The sequence below is a fragment of the Seohaeicola saemankumensis genome, assembly GCF_021021435.1.
In the GTDB taxonomy this organism is placed as follows: Bacteria; Pseudomonadota; Alphaproteobacteria; order Rhodobacterales; family Rhodobacteraceae; genus Seohaeicola.
Genome location: NZ_JAINWI010000016.1, coordinates 118,913 through 140,930 on the forward strand (window position 1 = coordinate 118,913; position 22,018 = coordinate 140,930).

The 22,018-nt window shown below is 62.8% G+C and carries 20 protein-coding genes; 7 read left to right on the top strand and 13 right to left on the bottom strand.

The window, feature by feature from the left end:
* The first annotated feature begins 212 nt into the window (after positions 1 to 212).
* Together K7H22_RS15285 and K7H22_RS15290 are read left to right on the top strand one after the other, a co-directional pair.
* Positions 213 to 1,649, top strand: coding sequence for an AAA family ATPase (locus K7H22_RS15285; RefSeq protein ID WP_230801743.1), 1,437 nt, complete (start codon positions 213 to 215; stop codon positions 1,647 to 1,649).
* Positions 1,642 to 2,751: a ParB/RepB/Spo0J family partition protein gene (locus K7H22_RS15290; RefSeq protein WP_230801744.1), complete on the top strand. Its 1,110-nt coding sequence runs from the start codon at positions 1,642 to 1,644 to the stop codon at positions 2,749 to 2,751. The genes K7H22_RS15285 and K7H22_RS15290 overlap by 8 nt, the downstream gene beginning before the upstream one ends.
* A gap of 86 nt (positions 2,752 to 2,837) precedes the next feature.
* On the opposite strand, the gene K7H22_RS15295 is transcribed toward K7H22_RS15290, so the two are convergent.
* Positions 2,838 to 3,710 (bottom strand): integrase, encoded by an 873-nt coding sequence (locus tag K7H22_RS15295; RefSeq protein WP_230801745.1) that lies wholly within the window; start codon positions 3,708 to 3,710, stop codon positions 2,838 to 2,840.
* A gap of 143 nt (positions 3,711 to 3,853) precedes the next feature.
* Between K7H22_RS15295 and K7H22_RS15300 the strand changes: the two genes are divergently transcribed.
* Together K7H22_RS15300 and scpB are read left to right on the top strand one after the other, a co-directional pair.
* A complete protein-coding gene (locus K7H22_RS15300; RefSeq protein WP_419248189.1) occupies positions 3,854 to 4,747 on the top strand; it encodes a DUF1403 family protein in 894 nt (297 codons plus the stop codon).
* A 1-nt stretch (position 4,748) separates the two neighbouring features.
* Positions 4,749 to 5,339, top strand: a complete 591-nt coding sequence (gene scpB, locus K7H22_RS15305; protein ID WP_230801746.1) for an SMC-Scp complex subunit ScpB — start codon at positions 4,749 to 4,751, stop codon at positions 5,337 to 5,339.
* 56 nt (positions 5,340 to 5,395) lie between these two features.
* Here scpB and K7H22_RS15310 read toward each other — a convergent pair whose 3' ends face one another.
* The gene (locus K7H22_RS15310) at positions 5,396 to 6,016 is read right to left on the bottom strand and encodes an exopolysaccharide biosynthesis protein (RefSeq protein WP_230801747.1); all 621 of its coding nucleotides are present in this window, start codon (positions 6,014 to 6,016) and stop codon (positions 5,396 to 5,398) included.
* 322 nt (positions 6,017 to 6,338) lie between these two features.
* Between K7H22_RS15310 and K7H22_RS15315 the strand changes: the two genes are divergently transcribed.
* Positions 6,339 to 6,899, top strand: a complete 561-nt coding sequence (locus K7H22_RS15315) for a helix-turn-helix transcriptional regulator (RefSeq protein ID WP_230801748.1) — start codon at positions 6,339 to 6,341, stop codon at positions 6,897 to 6,899.
* 13 nt (positions 6,900 to 6,912) lie between these two features.
* Here the strand turns inward: K7H22_RS15315 and K7H22_RS15320 are convergent, their stop codons facing one another.
* From K7H22_RS15320 to K7H22_RS15370, 11 genes are all read right to left on the bottom strand, one after another.
* On the bottom strand, positions 6,913 to 8,676 hold the full coding sequence (locus tag K7H22_RS15320) for a pilus assembly protein TadG-related protein (RefSeq protein WP_230801749.1): 1,764 nt from the start codon (positions 8,674 to 8,676) through the stop codon (positions 6,913 to 6,915).
* Positions 8,677 to 8,683: 7 nt separating this feature from the next.
* Positions 8,684 to 9,121, bottom strand: a complete 438-nt coding sequence (locus K7H22_RS15325) for a TadE/TadG family type IV pilus assembly protein (RefSeq protein WP_230801750.1) — start codon at positions 9,119 to 9,121, stop codon at positions 8,684 to 8,686.
* Position 9,122: 1 nt separating this feature from the next.
* Positions 9,123 to 10,091: a type II secretion system F family protein gene (locus K7H22_RS15330; RefSeq protein ID WP_230801751.1), complete on the bottom strand. Its 969-nt coding sequence runs from the start codon at positions 10,089 to 10,091 to the stop codon at positions 9,123 to 9,125.
* On the bottom strand, positions 10,084 to 11,037 hold the full coding sequence (locus K7H22_RS15335) for a type II secretion system F family protein (RefSeq protein ID WP_230801752.1): 954 nt from the start codon (positions 11,035 to 11,037) through the stop codon (positions 10,084 to 10,086). The genes K7H22_RS15330 and K7H22_RS15335 overlap by 8 nt, the downstream gene beginning before the upstream one ends.
* Positions 11,038 to 11,040: 3 nt before the next feature.
* A complete protein-coding gene (locus K7H22_RS15340) occupies positions 11,041 to 12,687 on the bottom strand; it encodes a CpaF family protein (RefSeq protein WP_230801753.1) in 1,647 nt (548 codons plus the stop codon).
* A complete protein-coding gene (locus K7H22_RS15345) occupies positions 12,684 to 13,907 on the bottom strand; it encodes an AAA family ATPase (protein ID WP_230801754.1) in 1,224 nt (407 codons plus the stop codon). Before K7H22_RS15345 ends, K7H22_RS15340 begins: the two co-directional genes overlap by 4 nt.
* Before the next feature lie 83 nt (positions 13,908 to 13,990).
* Positions 13,991 to 14,197, bottom strand: a complete 207-nt coding sequence (locus tag K7H22_RS15350) for a Flp family type IVb pilin (protein ID WP_230801755.1) — start codon at positions 14,195 to 14,197, stop codon at positions 13,991 to 13,993.
* Between the two features lie 348 nt (positions 14,198 to 14,545).
* Entirely contained in the window at positions 14,546 to 15,751 is a 1,206-nt protein-coding gene (locus K7H22_RS15355) for an acyl-CoA dehydrogenase family protein (protein ID WP_230801756.1), read from the bottom strand.
* A 239-nt stretch (positions 15,752 to 15,990) separates the two neighbouring features.
* On the bottom strand, positions 15,991 to 17,076 hold the full coding sequence (locus tag K7H22_RS15360) for a methyl-accepting chemotaxis protein (protein ID WP_269063141.1): 1,086 nt from the start codon (positions 17,074 to 17,076) through the stop codon (positions 15,991 to 15,993).
* A gap of 193 nt (positions 17,077 to 17,269) precedes the next feature.
* Positions 17,270 to 18,655: an aspartate aminotransferase family protein gene (locus tag K7H22_RS15365; protein ID WP_230801757.1), complete on the bottom strand. Its 1,386-nt coding sequence runs from the start codon at positions 18,653 to 18,655 to the stop codon at positions 17,270 to 17,272.
* Between the two features lie 66 nt (positions 18,656 to 18,721).
* Positions 18,722 to 19,654 (bottom strand): 3-hydroxyacyl-CoA dehydrogenase NAD-binding domain-containing protein, encoded by a 933-nt coding sequence (locus K7H22_RS15370; protein ID WP_230801758.1) that lies wholly within the window; start codon positions 19,652 to 19,654, stop codon positions 18,722 to 18,724.
* 165 nt (positions 19,655 to 19,819) lie between these two features.
* Here K7H22_RS15370 and K7H22_RS15375 point away from each other — a divergent pair, with 165 nt between their 5' ends.
* Positions 19,820 to 21,196 carry a glutamine synthetase family protein gene (locus K7H22_RS15375; RefSeq protein WP_230801759.1) on the top strand — a complete coding sequence of 459 codons (1,377 nt, stop codon included), beginning with the start codon at positions 19,820 to 19,822 and terminating at the stop codon, positions 21,194 to 21,196.
* Positions 21,193 to 21,879: a GntR family transcriptional regulator gene (locus K7H22_RS15380; RefSeq protein WP_230801760.1), complete on the top strand. Its 687-nt coding sequence runs from the start codon at positions 21,193 to 21,195 to the stop codon at positions 21,877 to 21,879. Before K7H22_RS15375 ends, K7H22_RS15380 begins: the two co-directional genes overlap by 4 nt.
* The last annotated feature ends 139 nt before the right edge of the window (positions 21,880 to 22,018 follow it).

Genomic DNA, 22,018 nt, shown 5'->3' on the forward strand with positions numbered 1-22,018 from the left:
GCCAAAGATTCTATAGTCTCCTAAAGACTCTACAGTTTAAGCGCCCTGTGTCTTCATTTTATGGTAAGGTTAAGAGATCAAGATGCCCACTTTCGTCAGATTAACCGCTTTGATCACGCAAAGCCCAGCAGAGTGATTCACTTTCTCTCCACGATGTGCGATGATTTACGATACAGCACAGAAATCATGTGACATCGAGGCAGACAGCGACAATGACGAAAAAGCAGGATCTCTACACGCCCCCCTATCAAAATCTCGATCCGGCGCGTGCCGCAGCGAAACTTGGCGAGCCTGTGGATACCGCCCGATTCGCCAAAGCCGCCGCATTCTGCGAACGCGGACGCTCGGATCTGGCCAAACGCGGCTACTCGCCGGACGGGACCAAACGGTTGCGGAAATTCTCGACCTGGGAAATCTGCCGCTACCTTCTGCCCATCGCCCCCGCCCATCTGCGCCGCGTTCTCAAGAACAATCCCGACTTGCCACAGGGCGAAGGGGCCAGCGGTTCCAAATGGTTCACGCTGGAGGAGGTGGTTTCGCTGCGAAACCATTTCGCCGCCGAAGGTATGGCCTCGAAACACTACCTCCCCTTCCGGCCCAAGGGTCTGCCCGCGAAGGTCGCAGCCGTGGCCAACTTCAAGGGCGGGGTCGGCAAAACCTCGACCGCCGCGCATCTGGCGATGTCGGCCGCGCTGGATGGCTACAAGGTGCTGGTGATCGACCTTGACAGCCAGGGCTCCATGACCTCGATCATGGGCGGCAAGGTGGCGGATGAATGGACCACCGTGTTCCCGCTTCTGGCCAAGGATTACGCCCGTCATGTGCAGCAGGAAAACGCGCTGCGGGAAGCGCGGGGCGAGGCCCCCCTGCCCCTTGATGAAACTCTCACCGAGGCGCTGACCGTTAACGCGTCCGACGTGATCCAGAAAACCCACTGGCCCAATATCGACCTGATCGGCGCGCAGCTGAACCTTTACTGGGCCGAATTTCAGGTGCCGGTCTGGCGCATGGCCCTGCGGAACTGGCCGCTCTGGGATGCGCTGACCAACTTCCTGCAAAACGAATCCGTGCTGGATGAATATGACATCATCTTGCTCGATACCCCTCCTGCACTTGGGTACCTGACGATCAATGCACTGGCCGCAGCCGATATCCTTCTGGTGCCTTTGGGCGCATCCTTTCTGGAATTCGACAGCACGGGTCGCTTCTTCGATATGCTCTATTCCACCTTCGCCAGTATCGAGGAAGGCGAGAATTCCGCCCGCCGCCGCGCCGGTCTGCCCGAGATGAAATTCGAATGGGACGTGGTGCGCGCCCTGATCACGCGCTTTGATGCGAACCAGCAGACCGATCTTGCCAATGTCATTCAGGCCTATTTCGGCGATTTCATGAACGCTTACCGGCAGGAATTCACGGCCCTTGTCGGTCAGGCCGGCGAACAGGTGAACGGCATCTACGAGGCGGATTACCGCGACTTCAACCGCGACACCTATGCCCGTGGCCGCGATGCTTTTGACCGGACCTATGCCGAGTTCAAGGAAATCCTGATCGGCGCATGGTGGCGCGATCAGGCGATGGCGGAAGCACAGGCCGCAGAGGATGCAGCAGCAATGACAACACCAGAGCAGAAGGAACAGGCAGATGGCTAAACGCAAACGTTTGGAAGCCCCCAGCGCCGATGCACTGAAAGAGATCGAGGAAGGTTTCGCGCGCGAAACCTCCGCCACCGGCCCGTTGGGGCCTATGCCCCCGATCGCCCAGATCGCCAGCGAAGCCGCTGCCGGATCATCCCCACTCAGCAGTGACGAGCGTTTGCGCGCCACCCGTGACAGCGCCGATGCCGCCCGCTTCCGCCGCGCGCTCGAGGCGGGATTGATCGTGCAGGAAATCCGTGTCATCGACATCCGCGCCGAGGCATTGTCGCGTGACCGCATGACCGTCAGCCGCGAGGAAATGGAAGAGCTGAAAACCTCGATCCGCGCCCATGGTCTGCGCCTGCCGATCGAAGTTTTCGAAGAGCCGCCAACCAGCGAGAATGGTCCGGTCGGCTATGCTGTCATCTCGGGCTGGCGGCGTTTGATGGCCTACCGCGAGCTGATGTCGGAAGGCGGTGACGAGTTCCTGACGATCAAGGCGCTGGTCCGCTCGCCCGCCAGCGCCGCCGATGCCTATGTCGCGATGGTGGAAGAGAACGAGATCCGCAGCGATCTCAGCCATTATGAACGTGGTCGCGTCGCGGTAATGGCGACAAGCCAGGGCGCGTTTGTCTCGGTCGAGGATGCGGTGAACGCGTTGTTCCACGCGGGCAGCAAGGCCAAACGCTCCAAGATTCGCGCCTTTGCCGAACTGCATGAGGAGTTGGGCGATCTGTTGAATTTCGCCCCGAACCTTAGTGAACGGCAGGGCCTGCGTTTGGTGGGCGCGATCCGGTCCGGCATGGCGCCCGATTTGCGCCGCACCTTGGGGGCAGGTGTCGCGCAGGATGCGGCCAGCGAATGGGCGATGGTGGAGCCTGTCGTGTTGCAGGCCGAGTCCCTCGACAAGCCCCAAAAGTCTCCGGGTCGCCCGCGTATCAAACCGCCGATGCGCTCGGAATTCGGTGATGGCTATTACAAGCTGGCCAACGGGATCACGATGATGCGCGATTCCGATACGCGCGGCCATTACATCCGGCTTGAAGGGCATGCCGTGAATATCGAACTGATCGACGTTGTGATGCTCGAAATCCAGCGCCTGCTGGAACGGGTCTGACAGAGATTACCGCACAGGTTTCGCGTGCGAAACCCTATGACAACCAAGCAAACCGCACCCCTGATCCGGCGCGGTTTGCTCATGGCTCAGGCAGCACCTTCCTTGGCGCGCGTTCTGCGCAAGGATTGCCCCGCATAAAGGCGCAGCCGTTCAGCTTCGGGCAGATCAGGGCGTAGTCCCGCCGCCAGCACAGTCTGCTTGATCAACCGCACCACATGCTTGTCATTCAACCGCCGCTCCAGCGCCTTTTGCCCGTCGCGCGACACGGCCACGAAAACCGGCCCGAACCCGATCCGCCCGAAATGCAGCCATTGCTCCAGCGCATGCACCGCGCAAAGCTGTTGCACCCGCCTGCGCCCGATCCTGACCTCACGCTGGCCGCGTCTGTCGCGCAGGGTGATCACCACCGCATCTTGACCGATCTCGATCCAGCCACCGCTGTCCGGCGTGTCATCCTTGCCGCGATCCAGCCCCACAATCTGTGACCGCCGCAAGCCGCCAGCATAGCCGGTCAGCAGCAAGGCACGATCCCGCAAACCGCGCAGATCGAAGGGCAGGCTAGCCACCATCGCACCAATATCTTCGGGCCCGATCTTGTCCTTGCGCACAGGTGGTCGCGCATCGACCAGCCGGACGGCCTCCATCGCCGCAGCAATCCCCTCGGCCTTGCGATCCAGAAACATCCCGCGCTGCCGGTAGCCATGACAAAGCCCGAACAAGCGCCGCTCGATTGACGTAACCGAAAGGGCAGGGGCCGTCCCCTGCGCCGATCCCAAGTCTGCGATATAGCGCCCGACCAGATCAGGCGAGGGCGGCAACGGATCCGCTCCCTCTATCCGGCACCAGCGCGAGAAATCAGCCCAATCCGTGGCATAGGCCAGAACGGTGTTGTCCGGCGCATCCGGTTCAGATGTGTCCTCCTGCGCGGGCAGGATAAGCTTGCTGGCAAGGTTGTTCATTGGGCATCCTAGGCTGATGAGGAAACCTTAAGCGGAAAACGGACTGAAAAGCAAACTTATTGGACATAAATTAACCTTTCGTACAGCGGCGCTTTGTAATCTATTTTGTGGAATGAAGCGCCGCCAGCCGATATGCTTCACGTATGCACGTGACTGACCCATATACGCCGGATGAAACACTGACATTACCCCGCATGCCGCGTCGGGTCATGTCGGTTTCGGGCGAAAGCCTTGAAGATGTGGCTTTTTTATCAGGTGCAGCCCTTGCGCAACTGCATGCTGTGGTCTCGAATCCCGCGATTCCCCACAGCTTGTTGCGCGACCGTCTTGCCCTTGCTGCGGCGACGGCCTGTGTAGACTTTGCAGGGCGGTTGGAAACAGCGGCGGATCTACGCGACGCGGTCCATTTGTTGCGCGCGGGCGATCAGCCCGGTCCGGCGGGCGCGCTCTATCTGCAATGGCGGCGTGCCGTGGCGCGCAAGGTCAGCGCCAAACATCTGGCCGCCGTCCTGCCGGATCAATTGGCCCCGCATGCCGCGTTCTGGCTCAAACCGGGGCAGGGCACGCCCGTCGCCCAAGCCGCCCTTGTGCTCGAGGCGATCCTGAAAGACGCCCCGCGCGCCGAGACCGAAGCCCTGATCATGGCCGATGCGGTTCTGGCGCAGGCGATGGGCTGGAACCATCTGGTGCCGCTGCTGGCCGCCGGTCTGCCGGCCCGCGCCTTGCGTCTGTCGGGCGATGATCTGCGTCTGGCCTGCCATAAGGCAATCACCGCGAAAGCGCAGGACGCGGTCACCATGGCGTTGGACCTCGCGCGCAGGGCAGGGCGGTTGCAGGCGATATCCCCGAAACTGCGCGCCAAGGGCGCGGATGCCGCGATTGCGCTGTTTTTGTCCCATGACGCGCTGTCCCCCTCGCTGGCGCTCACGGGTCTGATGTCGGATCGCGCCGCAAGGCGGCTTTGCGACAGGCTGGTGGCCTTGGGCGCGTTGCGTGAACTCACGGGCCGCGCCACATTCCGTCTTTACGGTGTCTAGGATGGTGAAAGCGCCCGCTCCCGATACCGCTCTCGACCGCGCGCTGGAGGATCTGCCCCCGGCAGACCGCTGGCGCGCATGGATGCGCCGGATCGAGGCAGTGCTCTTCGCCAGCGCAACCTCCGTCCCGCGCGAGGCTCTGGCCCGCGTCGTAGGGCAGGGGGCCGCCGTCGACCTGCTCATCGCGGATCTGGCCGCCGACCTGACCGACCGCCCCTACGAGATCGCCAAAACCGCCGAAGGCTGGCTGTTGCGCACGCGCCCCGCCTATGCCGCCGTGATCAGGGCTGCGGCAGATGTCGGCAGTCAGGCGCTTGATCTGAACGCATTCGACACCGCCGTTCTGGCCGCCATCGCCTACCACCAACCCGTCACCCGCGACGGGCTCAAGGATATTTTCGGCAAGGAGATCAGCCGCGACCTGATCGGGCGTCTGCACGATCAAGGCCTGATCGCCACCGGCCCCCGCAGCCCCCGCCGCGGCGCGCCCTATACGTTCGTGACAACCGAAGGCTTCCTGACCGCCTTCGGCTTGGAAAGCCTGCGCGACCTGCCGGACCCCGAGCAGTTGGGGGATGCGGGGGTTTTGTGACTAGGCCGCTATCCTGCACGGCGGCGTCTCGATCACACCGTCACGCGTCCGCCACATCAAAACGCCCCACCAACCACCAGAGACAGCACTGTCGCCAGTGTCGCCATAATCACCATGCCGATCAGAACGAACAGGCCGTCTTGTGTCAGCAGGGCGACGGCGAAGGAGAGGACAGCGGCACCTATGATCGAGGAGGAGAAGGGGACGATCTCGAGCAGGGGCATCATTGCGCCGGCGATCACGCAAAGCAGTTGTGGCAGTATTCGTCCGCCGTTGCCGACAAGCTGGTGGAGCCGTCCCTCATGTGTCCGCCGGTCCAGAAAATCGGCGATGTGGTGCATTTTCAGCAAACCTGCGCGCAGTTTCTCGCCCGGGACGGTTTGCCTTGTGAGAAGGTCGGGCAGGTGCAGATGCTGGCGCTTGAACAGCATCTGCGCGGCGATGAAGGCAATGGTGATGCCGCAGAATGTCGAAAAGAACGGGATACCGCTGAGCGGCGAGACAACCAGCAGGGCAGGCACGATCAGCGCGGGGATGAAGGATGCGGCCCCGCCTGCCTGCAAAAGGTCGCGCAGCGTGACGCTGTCATGATCCGCGCGTTCTTCCAGCCGCGTGACGATCTCACGGACAGGACGATCGGCATTGCGTTGGTCTGTGCTGTCATTTGGATCGGTCATCTTGCCTCCCGGTCGGGGTCGCGGTGCAGTCGTGCCAAGATTGGCCCCGCGGGTTGTGTTTGCAAGACCGGACTGGGGTTAACCGGCGCGTGTCTTGCCGTTAGGCGGCCAATGGAGCATCTGCAGGGCAAGGGGATGTCTCATCTGACAGTATCGTGAACGGAAACGCGGCGTCGTTTCCGGTTTCGATATAATCACCCTTTTGTCGCTGCAAATTGGCCACAATCCTGCAGTGAAGTTCTCTTTGATATGATCCATTGGCAGGGCCGTTTCCGGTCTTGCCCGAGCGTGATCAACCACATGGCAGGAAAAGGAAGTTACTATGATGCAGCATTGGGTTTTGGTCGGTACGGTTGTGGCCGGTGTTGCGGCCTTGAAGACTGTTTTGCTGGTGACGCTGGTTCTAACGCCCGCGCAGGTCGATATGGCGACTGTTTCGGGACTGTTCGCGCTGTTCTTCGCGCTGACCGCAGGCGTCGGGTATCTATGCTACGGCATGTTCAAGACCTATGCCGACAACCAGCGCAAGAAGCGGTTGTCGCCCGGTGAAAGCATGCCGGTGGCCAAGGAAACCGTCATTGCCCGCCATGCGCCCAAATGGGGCCTCTCGCAATCCGAGGCGGATGTGGCGATCTTTGTTGCCAAGGGTTTTTCCAATAACGAGATCGCCGAGATGCGGGGCAGCGCGCTTGCCACGGTGAAGTCGCAGCTTGGCAGCATCTACCAGAAATCGGGTCTGGAGAACCGCTATCAACTGATCGCTTTTGTCACCGACGAGATTGTCGATATGGCGCAGGACGAGACACCGGTGCAAAGGATCGTCGAAAAGGGCATTCCCACGCGCAATGTGTTGCCGCTTGCCGGACGCTCGCGCGCTTCGTGATCATGCGGATGACCTAGCGGACCAGTTGCACGCGTTCGCAGTGATGGCCGGTGAGGGTCAGTTCCCCTTCCCCCAAACGCAAGCCCGTCTGGTTCAGGATATCGTCCAGTGCCGTATCAAGCGGGGTAGTCAGCCCTGACACGATCCGGGCGGGAAGCAGGGCCAGCACGCTTTGCAACAGCGTGTTGGCCACACCTGACACAAGCCCTTCCTGTCCCGGTTTGACGCGCAGTTCGATCCGGTCGGGGGATAGCAGATCGGCGATGCCCGAGGTCAGAACATCGCCCGACCCGAAGTAGCGCGTGGTGCGTCCGGCGCTGATATCCTCGCCCGTGAAGCTGATCATCCGCGTTTGCGAGGTGCCAAGCGCGGCGCGCGCGCGGGCTTGCAGGGTGATACCGCCGATCTGGATCGCGGGCAGCAGGGGCAGTTCGATCCGCAGCGACAGATCAAGGATATCGGCGAAATCCAGCGCGGCAGGATTGACCGGACCGCTTGCAAAGACCTGTGCGGGCAGACTGCCCAGATAGAGCGCGGCCAGCGCCGTGCCGTTTTGCGGATGCAAGGGTGTCGCGCTGGTGGCGAAACGCGCGGCGGTGTCCTGTGGGGGGGCGCCGCATGTGATTTCCTCCAGCGTAGCGGTGGCGCCAGCCAGTTCGACATAGACCGGCAGGCGCAGGCCCGTGGCCGATACGCCAACGCCAAGCGCGCCCAGCAGATCGGGGGCCAGTTCGATATCCGTCCGCAGACGTGTGGCGGCGCGGTGCAGTTGCACGCCTTCCTCGCCGATGGCGATCCATCCCGAACGGGCTGGGGGCTCGCCCACGGCCAGACGTGTCTGTGCGCTCAGGATACCCGGAAGAGTGGCGGCGGTATTAAGGGTCAGGGATTGGTCGACCCTGTTGACCTGTGCGACAGCCTGGATCGCGTCCAGTGCCGAGATGCGGGTTTGCGCCAGAAATTCGGTCGCAGTCAGGCCAAGATCAGTGTCTATTCCGCCCACAATCGCGGCAACCGGCAGGTCCAGCGATGTGGTGATGCGCTCCACATCCCCAAGGATCGTGGCGGCGCGCCCGTCCAGCAGGCTTGCCAGCGCTGTTGCGACCTGTGCCCCCGTGGTGCGGGTGTCCAGAATGGCGGCTGGGTTGCGGCGGTTGGAACCGCTCTGGCTGTCCAGCGTGGCGATCAGATCGCCCAGATTGACGCTGCTTTGCGCCAGCAGGGCATAATCGCCCGTGCCAAAGGTGACCGAGGCATCGAAACTGTTCGACAGCAGGGCGTTCAGGTTGGCGGGGTCCAACCGTGCCAGATGGCTGCCAAGCGAGAAACTGGCAGCACCAGTGCGGATCGCCAGCGCGCGGCGGGTCAGGGTCACGTGGTCGGTATCCGAGAATATCCGCGCGAAATGCAAGGGGGCCGCGTCCTGCAATGTCAGCGCGACCGCGTTCACGCCTGCCGATCCGTTGGCCAGCGGAACAAAGCGTTCGGCGGCAGGAATGTCGGGGTTGCGCAGGAAGCGGCCTGTTTGCAGGTCGGACAGGCTGTTTGCGCCGCGCTTGTTGCGCTCCAGCGTCTGCACGGCACGGGGCTGGCTGTTTTCAAGGGCGGCAACGCTGCTCATCGCGGCCAGATCGGCATCGGCCTGAAGCTGCGCCCTGTCGCGGTAAAGCGAGGCGACATCGACACCCAGCGCCACAAAGCCCAGCAGGACTGTCAGAAGCAAGGCCACAATGACGGCAACGGCACCATCCTCCTGCCGCAGGATGCGGGGGGACATGAGGCGATCAATAGGCAAGATAGGCTCTTTTCGTGATGGTGCCGATATCCAGCCCCAGAAAGCCGTTGGCCAGATCAAGGATCGAATCCTCGACAGCATAGGCGACGCTGACGGTGATCGCGGCGGGGCTGGGGCCTTCCATCACAACATCCGATGACAGGGCGGATTGCACCAGCAGCGGATAGCGGCGGTTGGCATCGGCCAGATAGGATTGCACCAGCGCTTCACGCTCGACGCTGTCCAGTCCCGCGACCGAGGCGCGCGCCGCACCTGTGGCCAGTTGGGACACCGAATGGCTGACGCCGATGTAATAGCCCACGACCACGGTGCCGAAGAGCAGCGCAAAAAGCAGCGGGGCGATCAGCACGAATTCGACGGCGACGGCGCCGCTCTGGTCGCGGTTGAAACGGGCAAGGCGTTGTCTTGTGCGGGTCAGCAGGTCCATTTCAACCCCCCGACAGGATGTTGTCGATCACGCTGAGGACCGCAGGCCCCACCAGCACGACAAAGACGGCGGGCATGATGCAGAAGATCAGCGGGATCGTCATGATCACCGGCAGACGCGCGGCTTTTTCCTCGATCGCGGTCATGCGGTTGCTGCGCTGTTCATCCATCAAGGTCCGCATAGCGCGCGAGAAGGGCGTGCCGTAGCGGTCGGACTGGTCCAGTGTCTGGGTGAAGACGCTGATTTCCGGCAAGGGGATGCGGGCGTTGAAGCTGTCATAGGCGCTGCGGCGGTCATTGGTCATCGTCATTTCCGAGACAAGTTGCAGCACGTCGCGGCCCAATTCGGGATGGGTGGCGGACAGTTCGTGCGCGACACGGTGCAGGCCGGGCTGCGGGCCAAGCCCTGCCTCGGCGGTGATGACCAGCAGTTCCAGCATATCGGGAAAGGCCAGCCTGATCTTTTCCAGCCGCGCCTTGCGCTGCGCGTCGATGAACATATCGACGCCTTTCGACAGGCCAAGCGCTGCGGCGATGACGACAGCGACGGGGATCAGCAGGCCAAGGTCCAGCGGGCGCGTCAGTATCAGCCAGCCCAGCCCCAGAACCAGCGTGGCCAGCGGCAAGACGGTTTTCATGAAGGCAAAGATCAGCAGCGCATCGCGGCCACGATATCCGGCAGAAGCGAGTTCTTGGGCTGTCTCGCGTGCCTCGCTGCCCAGAACGATCGACAGTCTTTCGCCGATGCCAAGGATGATCCGGCGCAGACCTGCCCCGCAACGTGCCCAAAGTCCGGCGGCGCTGGTGCCCTGTGCCGTGTCCAGATGGCGCGCGGTGCCGTTGGCGCGGCGCAAGCGCGCCCTGTGTTGGCTGTTCTGGTTTTCGGCATAGAGCAGGGCCATCAGGCCCAGAAAGCCGAAGCTGAGGCCGGCAAAGGCCAGCCAGAAGACGGGTTGGACCGGTTCAAACATTCAGCTTTCCCATCCGTATCATCACATAGATGCCAAGCCCGATGCTGCACAACGCGACCAGCGACATGATCTGTCCGCGCGGATCAGCATAGAGCGGTTCCAGATAGCCTGCATTCAGCAGGGCCAGCGCCACGGCGACGGCAAAGGGCAATCCGGCAAGGATCACCGCACTGGCCCGCGCCTCGGATGACAGGGCATGCGCCTTCTTGCGCAGCTTGCGGCGTTCGCGCAGCTGGCTGGCAAGGCTTTCCAGAGTTTCGATCAGGTTGCCGCCGGTTTCGGCCTGCAAGGTTGTGGCAACCGAGAAAAACACGATCTCGGGCAGGGGCAGGCGCTGGCTGAGGCGTTCGAAACTGTCGGGCAGGCTGTGGCCCATGCGGATTTCGTTGTGGCAGCGGGCGAATTCGCGCTGCACGGGGCCGCTGATATTGTCCAGCACAACAGCAAGAGAATCGGTGATCGGACGACCGGCGCGCAACCCGCGGGCAAAGATATCCAGCGCCTCGGGCAGTTGGGCGACAAAGGCGGCGCGGTAGCGGGCGCGCGCGATCCGCAGCACCAGCGCAAAGACCGCCGCATAGACCACAAGCGTGGCGACCAGTGCGCCCAGCGGGGACAGCCCCAGCAGCAGAACTGACACCGCGTAAAGACCCAGCACCACGATCATGGAATGCAGGATAATTTCCTGCACTGTCAGCCTGAGGGTGGACTGGTCCAGAAACCGCTCGAGCAAGGCAACGGCGCGTTGCAGCGGGCCTGCATCCTCGGGGGTGGGGCGGTTGCGGGGTTTGACGACCACCAGCGCGGGGCGCGCCGTGCCTGTTGCCGCGCGTTGCAGGCGGGCCAGATGCCGCCTGCGGTGACGGTCCGCCAGAACCGCCGCCAGCAGAACAAGGCCGATATTCACGACAAGACCCGTTGCCGCAAGGATGATGAAGGCAGACATGGGCTATTTCCTCAGAATGGCGTTCAACTGGTCCAGCACGCCATAGTCGGCGGCGCGGCTGGCGAATTTCGGGCGGTATCCGGTATAGGTGAACTGCCCGTTGACCCGCGCCTGTGTGCTGTCGGACGCGATCTGGAAGGTGAACAGGTCTTGCAGGGTGATCGCATCCTCGGCGATCCCGACAATTTCCGAGATCGAGGTGATCCGCCGCTTGCCGTCGCGCATCCGCGAGACCTGCACGATCAGATGCACCGCATCGACCAGTTGCCGCCGCACCACGCCACCGCCGGGAACGAAGCCCGCCAGCGCCGCCATGCTTTCCACGCGGGTCAATGCCTCGCGCGGGGAATTGGCGTGCAGAGTCGTCATTGATCCGTCATGGCCGGTGTTCATCGCTTGCAGCAGGTCCAGCACCTCGTCGCCGCGCACCTCGCCGATGATGATACGGTCGGGGCGCATCCGCAGTGCGTTGCGCACAAGCGTCCGCATGGTGACCTCGCCCTTGCCCTCGACATTTGGCGGACGGGTTTCAAAGCGCACGACATGGGGCTGTTGGAAGCGCAGTTCGGCGGCGTCTTCGATGGTCACGACACGTTCGCCTTCGGGGATAAATTGCGACATGGCGTTGATCAGGGTTGTTTTGCCCGATCCGGTGCCGCCCGAGACAAGGATGTTCAGCCGCAGATAGGTGGCAAGGGCCAGAAGCCCGCTCATCTGTGCGGACATGCTGCCGCCTTCGACAAGGCTTTCCAGTTTTACCGTGCCGGTCGGGAATTTGCGGATCGTGATGGTAGGGCCGTTCAGCGCCAGTGGCGGGACGGTGATATTGACGCGGCTGCCATCCTTGAGGCGGGCATCGACCATCGGTTGCGCCTCGTCGATGCGCCGCCCGACAGCGGAAACGATCCGGTTCGCGATGGCATCGACATGGGCATTGTCGCGGAACCGCACCTCGGTCAGTTCCAGCTTGCCGCCGCGTTCAACATAGACCTGATCGCAACCGTTTACCATGATATCGGTCACTTCGGGATCGGCCAGCAGACCTTCGAGCGGGCCAAGGCCCAGCATGTCGGCCAGCACCGCGTTCACCAGTTCGGACACTTCGCGGCTGTTCAGATGCAGCTTGCGATCCGCCGAGACAGCCTCGATCCCCTGCTGGATCAGGGTCTTTTGTTCGGCATAGGGCTTGCCCGCAAGAGAGGAGAAATCCAGCACTTCAAGCAGGGCAAGGGTGACGTCATTGGCCAGCGACAAAAGAATCTTGGACGGGGCTGCGGCTGTTGCTTTGGGCGCGGGCGCGTCAGCAGGGGCTTTGGCGGCGGGGGCCGGTTTGAGGCTGTGGAGCTGTGTCACGGGTGCCAGAGCCGATACGGGTGCGGGAGCGGGTTGCGCCCGGTGGATACGCAGCGGGATGGGCTGGCGCGGGGTATCTGTCGCCTGTGTTTCGGTCGTCAGGGCGTCGATGGCATCGGCCAGCACCTTGCGTTGGAACGACAGCGGCCAATGCGTGCCTGCACGGTCCACGACATGCGACACGGCGGCATTGGCGCGTTCCTCGACCGATAGCCTGTCGGCATCCATCTGGCGGGCGATATTGACGACATTGGCCAGTGCCTCGCGCAGGGCGGGTTGGGGCATATGGAGGGTCATGCGACGGCCTTTCCGAGCAGGCACAATGTCCACGGTGCAGACCGTGCCGAGGGCGCAGGGTTTGTGGGGGCGATGGCGTTCTGCCAAAGGATTTGCAGCGCCTTGGCATAGGGGCCGCGCGGCTGCATCTGGATCAGCGGTTTGGCGGCCAGATGGGCACGGCGCAGGCCGGTATCGTTGCGCGGCAATGTCGTGATGACAGGCTGCGCGATGCTTTTCTCGATATCCTTGAGGGCCAGCCCTGCATCGGTTCGCAATGTCGACAGGACCGGCAGCAGGCGGGTTGACGGGGCATCGGCACGCAGGCTGGCCATCAGGCGGCTGGCGGCATTCACACCGGCATAGCCTGCCGGAACCACAAGGATGATCGCGTCGAAAGCCTCGGCCATCTCGGGCTGGTCAAACAGGACGTGACGCGGCAAATCGACGATCAGCGCCTCGAAACAGGCTGTGACCGAGCGGACTAGGCGCGGCAAGGCGGCTTCCAGCGTGCCAAGACCCTGTCCGTGTCTGACCTGATGGGCGTATAGCGACAGCGTGTCGGTCAGCTTTTCCATCGTGACGTTCAGGAATGTCTCGTCCACACGCTCGGGCGCGCTGAGGGCCTCGAAAAGGCCGGGCGTATCGGCACGGTCAAGATCCACCGCTTGCGTGCCGAAACGCAGATCGGCGTCGATCAGGGCGGTGCGGTAGGCAGCGCCCTTGGGCGCGCTGGCGAGATAGGCAAGATTCTGCGCCAGCAGGCTGGCCCCGACGCCGCCATTGCATCCGACAACCGCGATCCGCAGCGATCTGGCTGCTACCGGATGATCCGGTGCGGCGGGTGCCATTGCGGGGGCGGGTGTTGCGGCCTGCACAACCTCGTCGGTGTGGACGGGGAAGGCAAAATAGTCGGACGCACCCGCCTGAAGCAGCGCGCGATAGGTGACAAGGCTGTTGGTCTGACCCAGCACGATCACGGTGGCGCCGCTGCGCGCGATCTCGGCCACGCATTCGCAGGCCGCGTCTTGCGGCAACTGGCCAAGCTCGGCCAGCACGGTTTGCGCCAGTGGGCGATCCGTGCTGATGCGGGCGGCACCGCTGAGCCCGCCGCCATAGATGGCGGTCAGATCCGCACCCATGGCGGTCATCACGTCACGCGCTGTCTGGGCACCGGCGTCGGTGCAGACATAGGCGGCCATGCGGGTGATATGATCTGGCGGGGAATTCGGGGCTGTCATGAAACTAACCTTGAAAGGAGTGGCGGGTTTCGGGTGCGCCCAACGGGGAGAAGCGCACCCATCAACCACAGGTCGGAACGGGGTTACAGGGCCTCGTCGCTTTCGCCTGCGAGAGCGTCACTCATTGTTGTGAAGCCGGAATTGGTTTGCGTACCAAGCGTGGCGACGGTGCCGACGATGACCGCGCCGATCAGGGCGGCAAACAGACCGTATTCGATGGCGGTTGCGCCATCCTCGTCCTTGCAGAACATGCGGATGGCGGTTTTCAGGGTTTTGCGTGTCAGGCTCATTTTCGTATCTTTCTTCACTGGGTTGATCGGGGCCGGGATTGGCCTTCCATGTCGATGGTGATGCCCCGATCAGGCCAAGCTTCGATATCCGCCATCAGGTGGAAAAAGGCGCGTCCAACCGCATGGACAAGCAAATATATACCAAGGTCTGATGCGTTCTTGGTCGCATTGCGGCGGGGGGCGTCCATGCCTGTGGCAGCAATATGGCGCATGGCCCTGCCGGTTTTGGCGGGCCTGTGCGGATGCCGCTGGACAGGGCCGAAAGCGAGGGCAAAGCGGTGCGGAATCCGCCCGTCGGGGGGCGGATTCGCGGTGTTGTTCGGTCGATTCGGGATGTGTTTCGGGCGGTCAGTCTTCGGGCAGCCAGCGCCAGAAATCGCGGCCTTCTTCGGCCAGATGGCGGTTCAGCACCATCTGGTGCACCTCGTCCGCACCATCGACCAGACGGGCCTGACGGGCATAGCGGTAGATCCATTCCAGCACGGTATCCTGCGAATAGCCGCGCGCGCCGTTGATCTGGATCGCCACATCGGCCGCCTTGTGCAGCAGGTTGGCGCAATGGATCTTGGCCATCGACACCTCTTTCCTGGCAAAGCTGCCCTGATCCAGCGCCCATGCGGCCTTCATCACCAGCAACCGGCCGATTTCGATCCCCATGGCCAGATCGCCCATCTTGATCTGGATGCTTTCGCGGTCGGACAGGCGGATGCCGAATCCGTGACGGTTGGCAGCATAGTCGCCTGCGATCTCGGTGCAGCGTTTCGCCAGCCCCAGCCAGCGCATGCAATGGGTCAGGCGGGCTGGCCCCAGCCGCATCTGGGTGATCTTGAGGCCCATCCCCTCGCCCATGATGATACGGTCGGCGGGCAGTTCCATATCCTCGTAGACCAGTTCGCAATGGCCGCCATGTTCCTCGGGCCCCATGATCGGGATGCGGCGGTCGATGCGCCAGCCGGGTTCATCCTTGTGATGCAGAAAGGCGGTCAGGCCACGGCGCGGATCGTCCGAGGTGCGGGCGAGCAGGATGAAATGGCTGGCATCTGCCGCACCCGTGATGAACCATTTGCGCCCGCTGATGATGTAGCTGCCACCCTTCTTTGTGGCGGTAGTGATCATCATGCCGGGATCGGACCCACCGCCCGGATGCGGTTCTGTCATCACGAAGGAAGAGCGCACATCGCCGCGCACGATGGGATCAAGCCAGCGCTTTTTCTGCGCGGCTGTGCCGGCCTGTTCAAGCACCATCATATTGCCATCGTCAGGGGCGGCGGAGTTGAAGATCACAGGCCCGAAGATCGAGCGGTTCATCTCCTCGTAGCACACCGCCATGCCCATCCTGCCCAGACCCTGCCCGCCGGTTTCGGGTTTGAGTTGCAGGCACCACAGCCCCTGTTCGCGGGCCTTGGCGCGCAGGGGTTCCATCGCGGGGTAGCCGATATTGTCATGTGCGTCCCATGTGCTGCGGTCAGCCTCGACCGGCAGGATCTCGTCCTCGACAAAGCTGGCGATACGGGCGCGAAAATCCTCGATCCGTGGGGAGATGGTGAAATCCATGGTCTGTCCTTTGTAGCGATGACACGCGGCGTTGGCGGTGTTGGGCAAAGGTATTCGCCCTGTTCGCGCATCACGCTAGAAGGCGGGCATTGTGTGCACAAGGGGCGTTAGCGCCTGCTTGCCTTGCCGCCCCCACTGATCGATGCTGGCTTGCGGAACGCGGCACAGGCGATGGTGTGGGCGCGCCACCCCCGCGCATCGACACACCGCCGCTGGCGTGATCAGCCGGACACCGACCTTTAGTCAGCCAGCTTGTCTTGCGGGATGTCCTGTGTGACGACGCCTTTCCAGCCAAGACCCTTATAGGTCTCGAACCCTTCGGTTGCGTGATAGGCGACCAGTTTGCCGTGCTGCCGGAAGAAACCCGCTACGGGGTCGGCATCTGCGGGGAAAGTGATGCTTTCGACCATAAAACCGCGGCCATCCGATGCGGCGATCACGCGGTTTTTCCGGTCGACCAGCAGCAGGCGGGTCTTGTTCCTGACCATGCTGTCATCCATCCGCACCGACGAGACCACAGAGCGCGCCTGCGGTTCCCAGTCGAAACAGGTGATCATGACCCCGATGATGCGACCGTGTTTGTCGCCATTCTCGCGGATGGCGCAGGCGTAATAGGTCACCTGTCTGTCCTGCAACAAAGGCGCGCACATCGCGTCGCCCGCGACGAAGTCATCGCCCGATGACTGGGCCAGCGCTGCCTGGAACACTGTTAGATCCCTGACGGATGCCCCTGTGACATTGAATTTCTGCGGTCTGGCATTGGCCAGAATCCGTCCTTGTGTGTCGCAGACCCACAGATCGAGATAGATGTTATAGGCGTCCAGTATGACGCCAAGCCGCTGGCCGGCAAAGTGCAGGTTGGACTGTGACGGATCAGTCAGGGCGGTCACGAATGACGAATCCGTAGCCCACCAGCGCACGTCGCAGGTGCGTTCGTAAAGGTTGCGGTCAATCGTATCGACGCTGGTAAAGGCCAGATCGACCAGTCTTTCGCCGGTCGTGTCGTGATCCATCGCGGTGACCATGTCGGCCAGTTCGGACAGGCGGCGGGTCAGTTCGGTCTGAATGTCCTGCGCGATGCCGTTGATCTCGTCGCCGACGATGCCGACCTCTTGGGCGACGACCGAGAAACCGCGCCCGAAAGGTCCGGCTTTGGCGGCTTCGATCTTGGCGTTGAGGGCCAGCATTTTCATCTGGCTGGTGATCCGGCGGATGCGGTTCACGCTCTGGTTGGCATGCACCGTGGCTTGGGCGGATTGCGTCGAGATCGCATCCATTGTGACACGTTGGACGGGCGACGGGGTTACATCTGTGGTGTCTTTCAAGGCGCTCTCCTGTTGCCGCTGAATTGCTAACGACTGGCAGGGCGTTCAGTTTAGAGCGTCTTTGGGTTTTTCTGCGATCGCCCTCCCGCAGTGCTTGTACCGCATTGGTCTGTGGGTGCGCTCGGCTGCCGATCCGCAGCGCGTGCCAAAAAATGGCGGCGCCACGGATCGGCCTGTTGTGAAGCGAAAAAGGTCAGCCGCGCATCTTGTCCAATGCGGGTGTGGCTGCCTCCAGCGCCTTCGAATAGCGTGTCGCGGCCTCGGTGATCTCGGCCTCGGTCACGCAGAGCGGGGGCGAGAAGGATGTGACCGGCATGAAGGGCAGGCCACGGGTCAGCACGCCTGCTTCCATCGCGTGTTTGGCGACCAATTTATGCGCCGTGGTGCCAGCAGGGAAACCGGCAAATTCGACGCCTGCCATCAGGCCGATGCCGCGCACGTCGCCGACATGGGGGTTGTCGCCCACCGCGCCGCGCAAGGCGTCCAGCAGGACGGGTCCGAGCTTGGCGGAGTTCTCGACCATGTTTTCTTTCTCGATGATGTCGAGATTGGCCAGTGCTATGGCCGCGCCAACCGGATGGCCGGAATAGGTAAAGCCGTGCATCACCGCGCCTTTTTGTTCGGATGCACTGGCAAACACCTCCCACATGCGGTTCGAGATGATCGAGGCGGACATCGGGAAATAGGCGCTCGTCAGGCCCTTGGCGAGCGAGACGATATCGGGGCGCAGCCCGTAGGTGCCGCTGCCGAACCACTGGCCGGTGCGCCCGAAGCCGGTGATCACCTCATCCGCGATCAGCAGGATGTCGTGGCGGGCCAGCACCTCTTGCACGCGGGGGAAATACCCCTCGGGCGGAAGCAGCACGCCGCCGGTACCCATGACGGGTTCCGCGATGAAGGCGGCAATCGTGTCGGCACCTTCGCGGGCGATCATCTCTTCCAGTTCCGCGATCAGGCGGTCGGTAAAGGCCGCCTCGGTCTCGCCCTTGTGGGCGAAGGCGAAATGATGCGGGCAGGAGGTGTGCAGCACGCCTGAAATCGGCAGATCGAAAGCGGTGTGATAGCCCTCAATCCCTGTCAGGCTGCCCGAAGCCATGGTCAGACCGTGATAGGAGCCCTTGCGCGAGATGATCTTTTTCTTGGCGGGCTTGCCGCGCAGGTTGTTGTAATAGGTGACCAGCTTCATTGCCGTGTCATTGGCATCCGAGCCGGAATTGCCGAAGAACACGCGCGCCATGTCCGATCCCGGAACGGTATCGCGGAACAGGCCCAGCAGACGGTCGGCCAGCCGGATCGTAGGTTCTGCCGAGGCGCCGCCGAAGAAATGCTGGAAGCTGAGGGCCTGCATTGCCTCGGCCCCCGCTTGCACAAGTTCCGAGCGGCCATAGCCGATATTTACGCACCACAAGCCCGCGCCCATATCCAGCAGGGTCTGGCCACTGTCGCGCGTCACCTCGACGCCGGTGGCGGAGGTATAGATCTGCGGGCCGTTTTTCTGGATGTCGTCGATCGAGCTGACGGGGTGGAAGAGGCTGAGCTTGTCCAGTTCGGCAAGCGAGATATTGGGTAGGTCGTTCATGGCGTGGTCCTTTCAGGCGGTGTGGATCAACCGGCGCGGGGGTGCGGGGTCATGTGTGGGCAGGTGTCAGACATTGGGTGCATCATTGCGGGCGCACAGGGCGGCAATCAAGGCTTTGTCGCGCGCAGCTTCCAGTTCGGTGATACTGCGCCCGTTTGCGGCCGCGGTCGTGCCTGCAACCAGAGCGGCCTGCACGTCGGGAGTCAGCGAAGGTTGCCCCAAGGCAGACCAGCGGCGTTCCTGACTGGGGCCGAGATGCGCGAGATATCCCGCCATCCCGCCAGCCCCGCCGCCCAGATGATAGGCCATATGCGCGCCCAGCACCGACCAGCGCAGGCCCGGTCCGTTCACGAGGGCCGCGTCTATCGCTTCAACATCAGCGATCCCGTCCTGCACCATGAACACGGCCTCGCGCCACAGGGCCGAGGCAAGGCGGTTCGCGATATGGCCGGTTGCATCCTTTTTCAGACGCACCGGCACGCGGCCTGCCGCGCGATAGATCGCTTCGGCGCGGTGGATGCGGGCGGGATCGGTGCCGTAAACCTCGACCAGTGGCACAAGATGCGGCGGGTTGAACGGATGCGCGGTGATCAGGCGCGCGGGGTCTTGCAGGGCGGGGGCAAGATCGGACCATGTCAATGCCGAGGAGGAGGAGGCGAGAATGGTGTCCGTTGCCAGATGCGGTTCGACTTGGGCATAGAGCACGTGTTTGACAGGGATGCTTTCGGGCGCGTTTTCCTGAACCAGCGCCGCGCCGGTCACCGCGTCTTCCAGCGATTTGCACAGGGTCAGCGTGCCGGATCGCCCTGCATCGGAGGCGATTTCGGCCAGTTGCGCCAAAGGGATGGTCATACGCGCCTCGGCGCTATCCAGCGCTTCGGGGGCAGGGTCCCAGATGCGGACGTCAAAGCCGTGGTGACGGAATAGCGCAGCCCAGGCGGTACCGATCAGGCCGGCGCCAAGAATCGCGATCCGCGTTGTGCTGTCTGGCTGTTCCATTCCGGCTTCCATGTTTTGCGATCGCAAATTAGAAGGCGACTGTCTGACTTACAAGAGAGTAATCACCGCACTATATTTCGTAAAAAATGCGTATACGTTCGTGTTTTCCGTGGAACGCCGGATTGCGATAGATTATGCGATCACAAAAAATCAGAGACAGGTCACATGCTCCAGTCACCCCAGCCTTCCCAACGCGCCCCCTTGTCCGAGGCAGTGCGTTTTCTGGAAACCTATCCTGATGTGCAGGCTATTGATATTGTGCTGAGCGATCTGCACGGGGTCGGGCGGGGCAAGATCATCCGACGGCATGAATTGGAAAGCCTGTTTGCCTCGGGGCGTGGGATGCCAGCCTCGCTTTTTGCGCAGGATGTGGCGGGCGATGATGTGGCAGGGGCGATTGCGGTCATGCAGGATGGTGGCGGCGACAGCCGGTGCTGGCCGGTGCCGCAGACGCTGAGCTATCAAACGGCGACGGGGCGCGGGCTGGTGCTGTTGCAGATGGACAGCGCGGATGCTGCGCCCCATCCGCTGGACCCGCGCCATGCGCTATTGGCGCAGATCGACCGCGCGCAAGCGATGGGCCTCACCCCGATGGGGGCGCTGGAGCTGGAATTCTATCTGGTTGATCAGACCCGCGATGCCGATGGGCGGCCACGGCCGGCGCGCGCACCGATGACGGGGCGGCGTCTGACGGGCACCAACTGCATGTCGGTGGACGAGCTGGACGAGATGGCCCCGTTCTTCGATGCGGTTTACGAAGGTGCGGCGGCGCTGGAACTGCCGCTGGAAAGCCTGATTTCGGAATATGCGCCGGGACAGTTCGAATTGACGCTGCGCTACCGCGCGCTCGCGCGGGCGGCGGATGATATCGTGCGCGCCAAGCGGTTGTTGCGGACCACGGCAAGGCGCTTCGGGATGGAGGCCTGTTTCATGGCCAAACCGTTCTCGCACAGTTCGGGATCGGGGATGCATTTGCATCTGTCGCTGACGGATGAACAGGGCGCGAATGTCTTTGCCGATCCGTCCCAGGGGGAACTGTCGGCGGTGATGTTGCAGGCCATTGGCGGTATCCGGTCAAGCATGGCGGCGTCGATGCTGGTTCTGGCACCAGTTCTGAACAGTTGGCGGCGCTTTGCGGGCACTGTCTATTCGCCTGCCTCGAATACATGGGGGGTCGAGGATCGCAATGTCGCGCTGCGGATTCCCGCGGGCAGCGCCACGTCGCGGCATTTCGAGCATCGCGTGGCAGGTGTCGATGCCAATCCCTATCTGGTGGCCGCCATCGTGCTGGGGGCCGCGCTTGACGGGATCGCGGCGGGTCTTGAGGCCGGTCCCGCGGGTGCGGGCGGCGCTAAAGGCTATGCGCCCATGCCAAGCGGCTGGCTGGATGCGATCGGGCAGTTCGAGGCCTGCACGCAGATGCAGGCCTTGCTGGGCGCGCCGCTGCACCAAATGTTTGCGGCGGTGAAACGCGGCGAGCATGATGCGCTGGCGGTGACGGTGACCGATCTTGAATGGCAGCTTTACGGCACGACCCTATGAGCAGCCAAACCCCTTTTGGCCTTGGTCCCATCGCGGCGCAGCCCCTGCATGAACAGGTCTATGAGCGGCTGCGCCATGCGTTGATGTCGGGCCAGATCGCGCCGGGGCGCAAGCTGACATCGCGCAAACTGGCGGCGGAGCTGGGGACCAGTGACATGCCGGTGCGCTCGGCGCTGATGCGGTTGCAGGCCCTGCATGCGCTGGACCAGTTGGCCAACGGATCAATGATCCTGCCTGCGATGACGCGGACGCGGTTTTCGGACCTGATGACAACGCGGCTGATTTGCGAGCCTGCTGCGGCGCGCAGGGCTGTTGACGGGCTGGACCGCGCCGGTCTGGTGAAGCTGCGGCAGGTGGCCGTGGCCCTGACGGCCGCTGCCGAGGATCAGGATATCGACGCCTATTTGCTGCATAATCATGATTTCAAGTTCAGTATCTATGCCGCCTGCGGATCGCCCTCATTGCTGTTTCTGATTGAAACGCTATGGTTGCAGGTCGGTCCGTTTCTGCGCCAGTTCAGCGGGCAGTTCGACAATGACCTGCGCGGTATCCTTGCGCTGGACTACCATGACGAAATCGTCCGGCGTTTGGAAGAGGGCGACGGCGAGGCAGCCGCCGGTCTGCTGGCCCGCGATATCCGCGAAGGGTATGATTTCCTGATGCAGAACGGGCAATTCGAATAGGCTTGTACGGCGCGTGTTGACCCGTCGAACCAGCGCCGACCTTTTGGGCAGCCTCTTTGCTGAAAGACAAGGCCCGCGTCCTTCGGCGCAGGGCAAGCGGGCTGGACAGTGCAACCCGCATCGCGGCATAAGCACTGCG

Bases quoted from the DNA above. Each gene is read 5' to 3' on its own strand.
- K7H22_RS15340 (WP_230801753.1), bottom strand. From the start codon at position 12,687: ATGACCCTCCATATGCCCCAACCCGCCCTGCGCGAGGCACTGGCCAAT.
- K7H22_RS15345 (WP_230801754.1), bottom strand. From the start codon at position 13,907: ATGACAGCCCCGAATTCCCCGCCAGATCATATCACCCGCATGGCCGCC.
- K7H22_RS15285 (WP_230801743.1), top strand. From the start codon at position 213: ATGACGAAAAAGCAGGATCTCTACACGCCCCCCTATCAAAATCTCGAT.
- scpB (WP_230801746.1), top strand. From the start codon at position 4,749: ATGGTGAAAGCGCCCGCTCCCGATACCGCTCTCGACCGCGCGCTGGAG.
- K7H22_RS15295 (WP_230801745.1), bottom strand. From the start codon at position 3,710: ATGAACAACCTTGCCAGCAAGCTTATCCTGCCCGCGCAGGAGGACACA.
- K7H22_RS15335 (WP_230801752.1), bottom strand. From the start codon at position 11,037: ATGTCTGCCTTCATCATCCTTGCGGCAACGGGTCTTGTCGTGAATATC.
- K7H22_RS15350 (WP_230801755.1), bottom strand. From the start codon at position 14,197: ATGAGCCTGACACGCAAAACCCTGAAAACCGCCATCCGCATGTTCTGC.
- K7H22_RS15320 (WP_230801749.1), bottom strand. From the start codon at position 8,676: ATGTCCCCCCGCATCCTGCGGCAGGAGGATGGTGCCGTTGCCGTCATT.
- K7H22_RS15355 (WP_230801756.1), bottom strand. From the start codon at position 15,751: ATGGATTTCACCATCTCCCCACGGATCGAGGATTTTCGCGCCCGTATC.
- K7H22_RS15315 (WP_230801748.1), top strand. From the start codon at position 6,339: ATGATGCAGCATTGGGTTTTGGTCGGTACGGTTGTGGCCGGTGTTGCG.
- K7H22_RS15310 (WP_230801747.1), bottom strand. From the start codon at position 6,016: ATGACCGATCCAAATGACAGCACAGACCAACGCAATGCCGATCGTCCT.
- K7H22_RS15300 (WP_419248189.1), top strand. From the start codon at position 3,854: ATGCACGTGACTGACCCATATACGCCGGATGAAACACTGACATTACCC.
- K7H22_RS15330 (WP_230801751.1), bottom strand. From the start codon at position 10,091: ATGTTTGAACCGGTCCAACCCGTCTTCTGGCTGGCCTTTGCCGGCCTC.
- K7H22_RS15290 (WP_230801744.1), top strand. From the start codon at position 1,642: ATGGCTAAACGCAAACGTTTGGAAGCCCCCAGCGCCGATGCACTGAAA.
- K7H22_RS15370 (WP_230801758.1), bottom strand. From the start codon at position 19,654: ATGGAACAGCCAGACAGCACAACGCGGATCGCGATTCTTGGCGCCGGC.
- K7H22_RS15365 (WP_230801757.1), bottom strand. From the start codon at position 18,655: ATGAACGACCTACCCAATATCTCGCTTGCCGAACTGGACAAGCTCAGC.
- K7H22_RS15380 (WP_230801760.1), top strand. From the start codon at position 21,193: ATGAGCAGCCAAACCCCTTTTGGCCTTGGTCCCATCGCGGCGCAGCCC.
- K7H22_RS15325 (WP_230801750.1), bottom strand. From the start codon at position 9,121: ATGGACCTGCTGACCCGCACAAGACAACGCCTTGCCCGTTTCAACCGC.
- K7H22_RS15375 (WP_230801759.1), top strand. From the start codon at position 19,820: ATGCTCCAGTCACCCCAGCCTTCCCAACGCGCCCCCTTGTCCGAGGCA.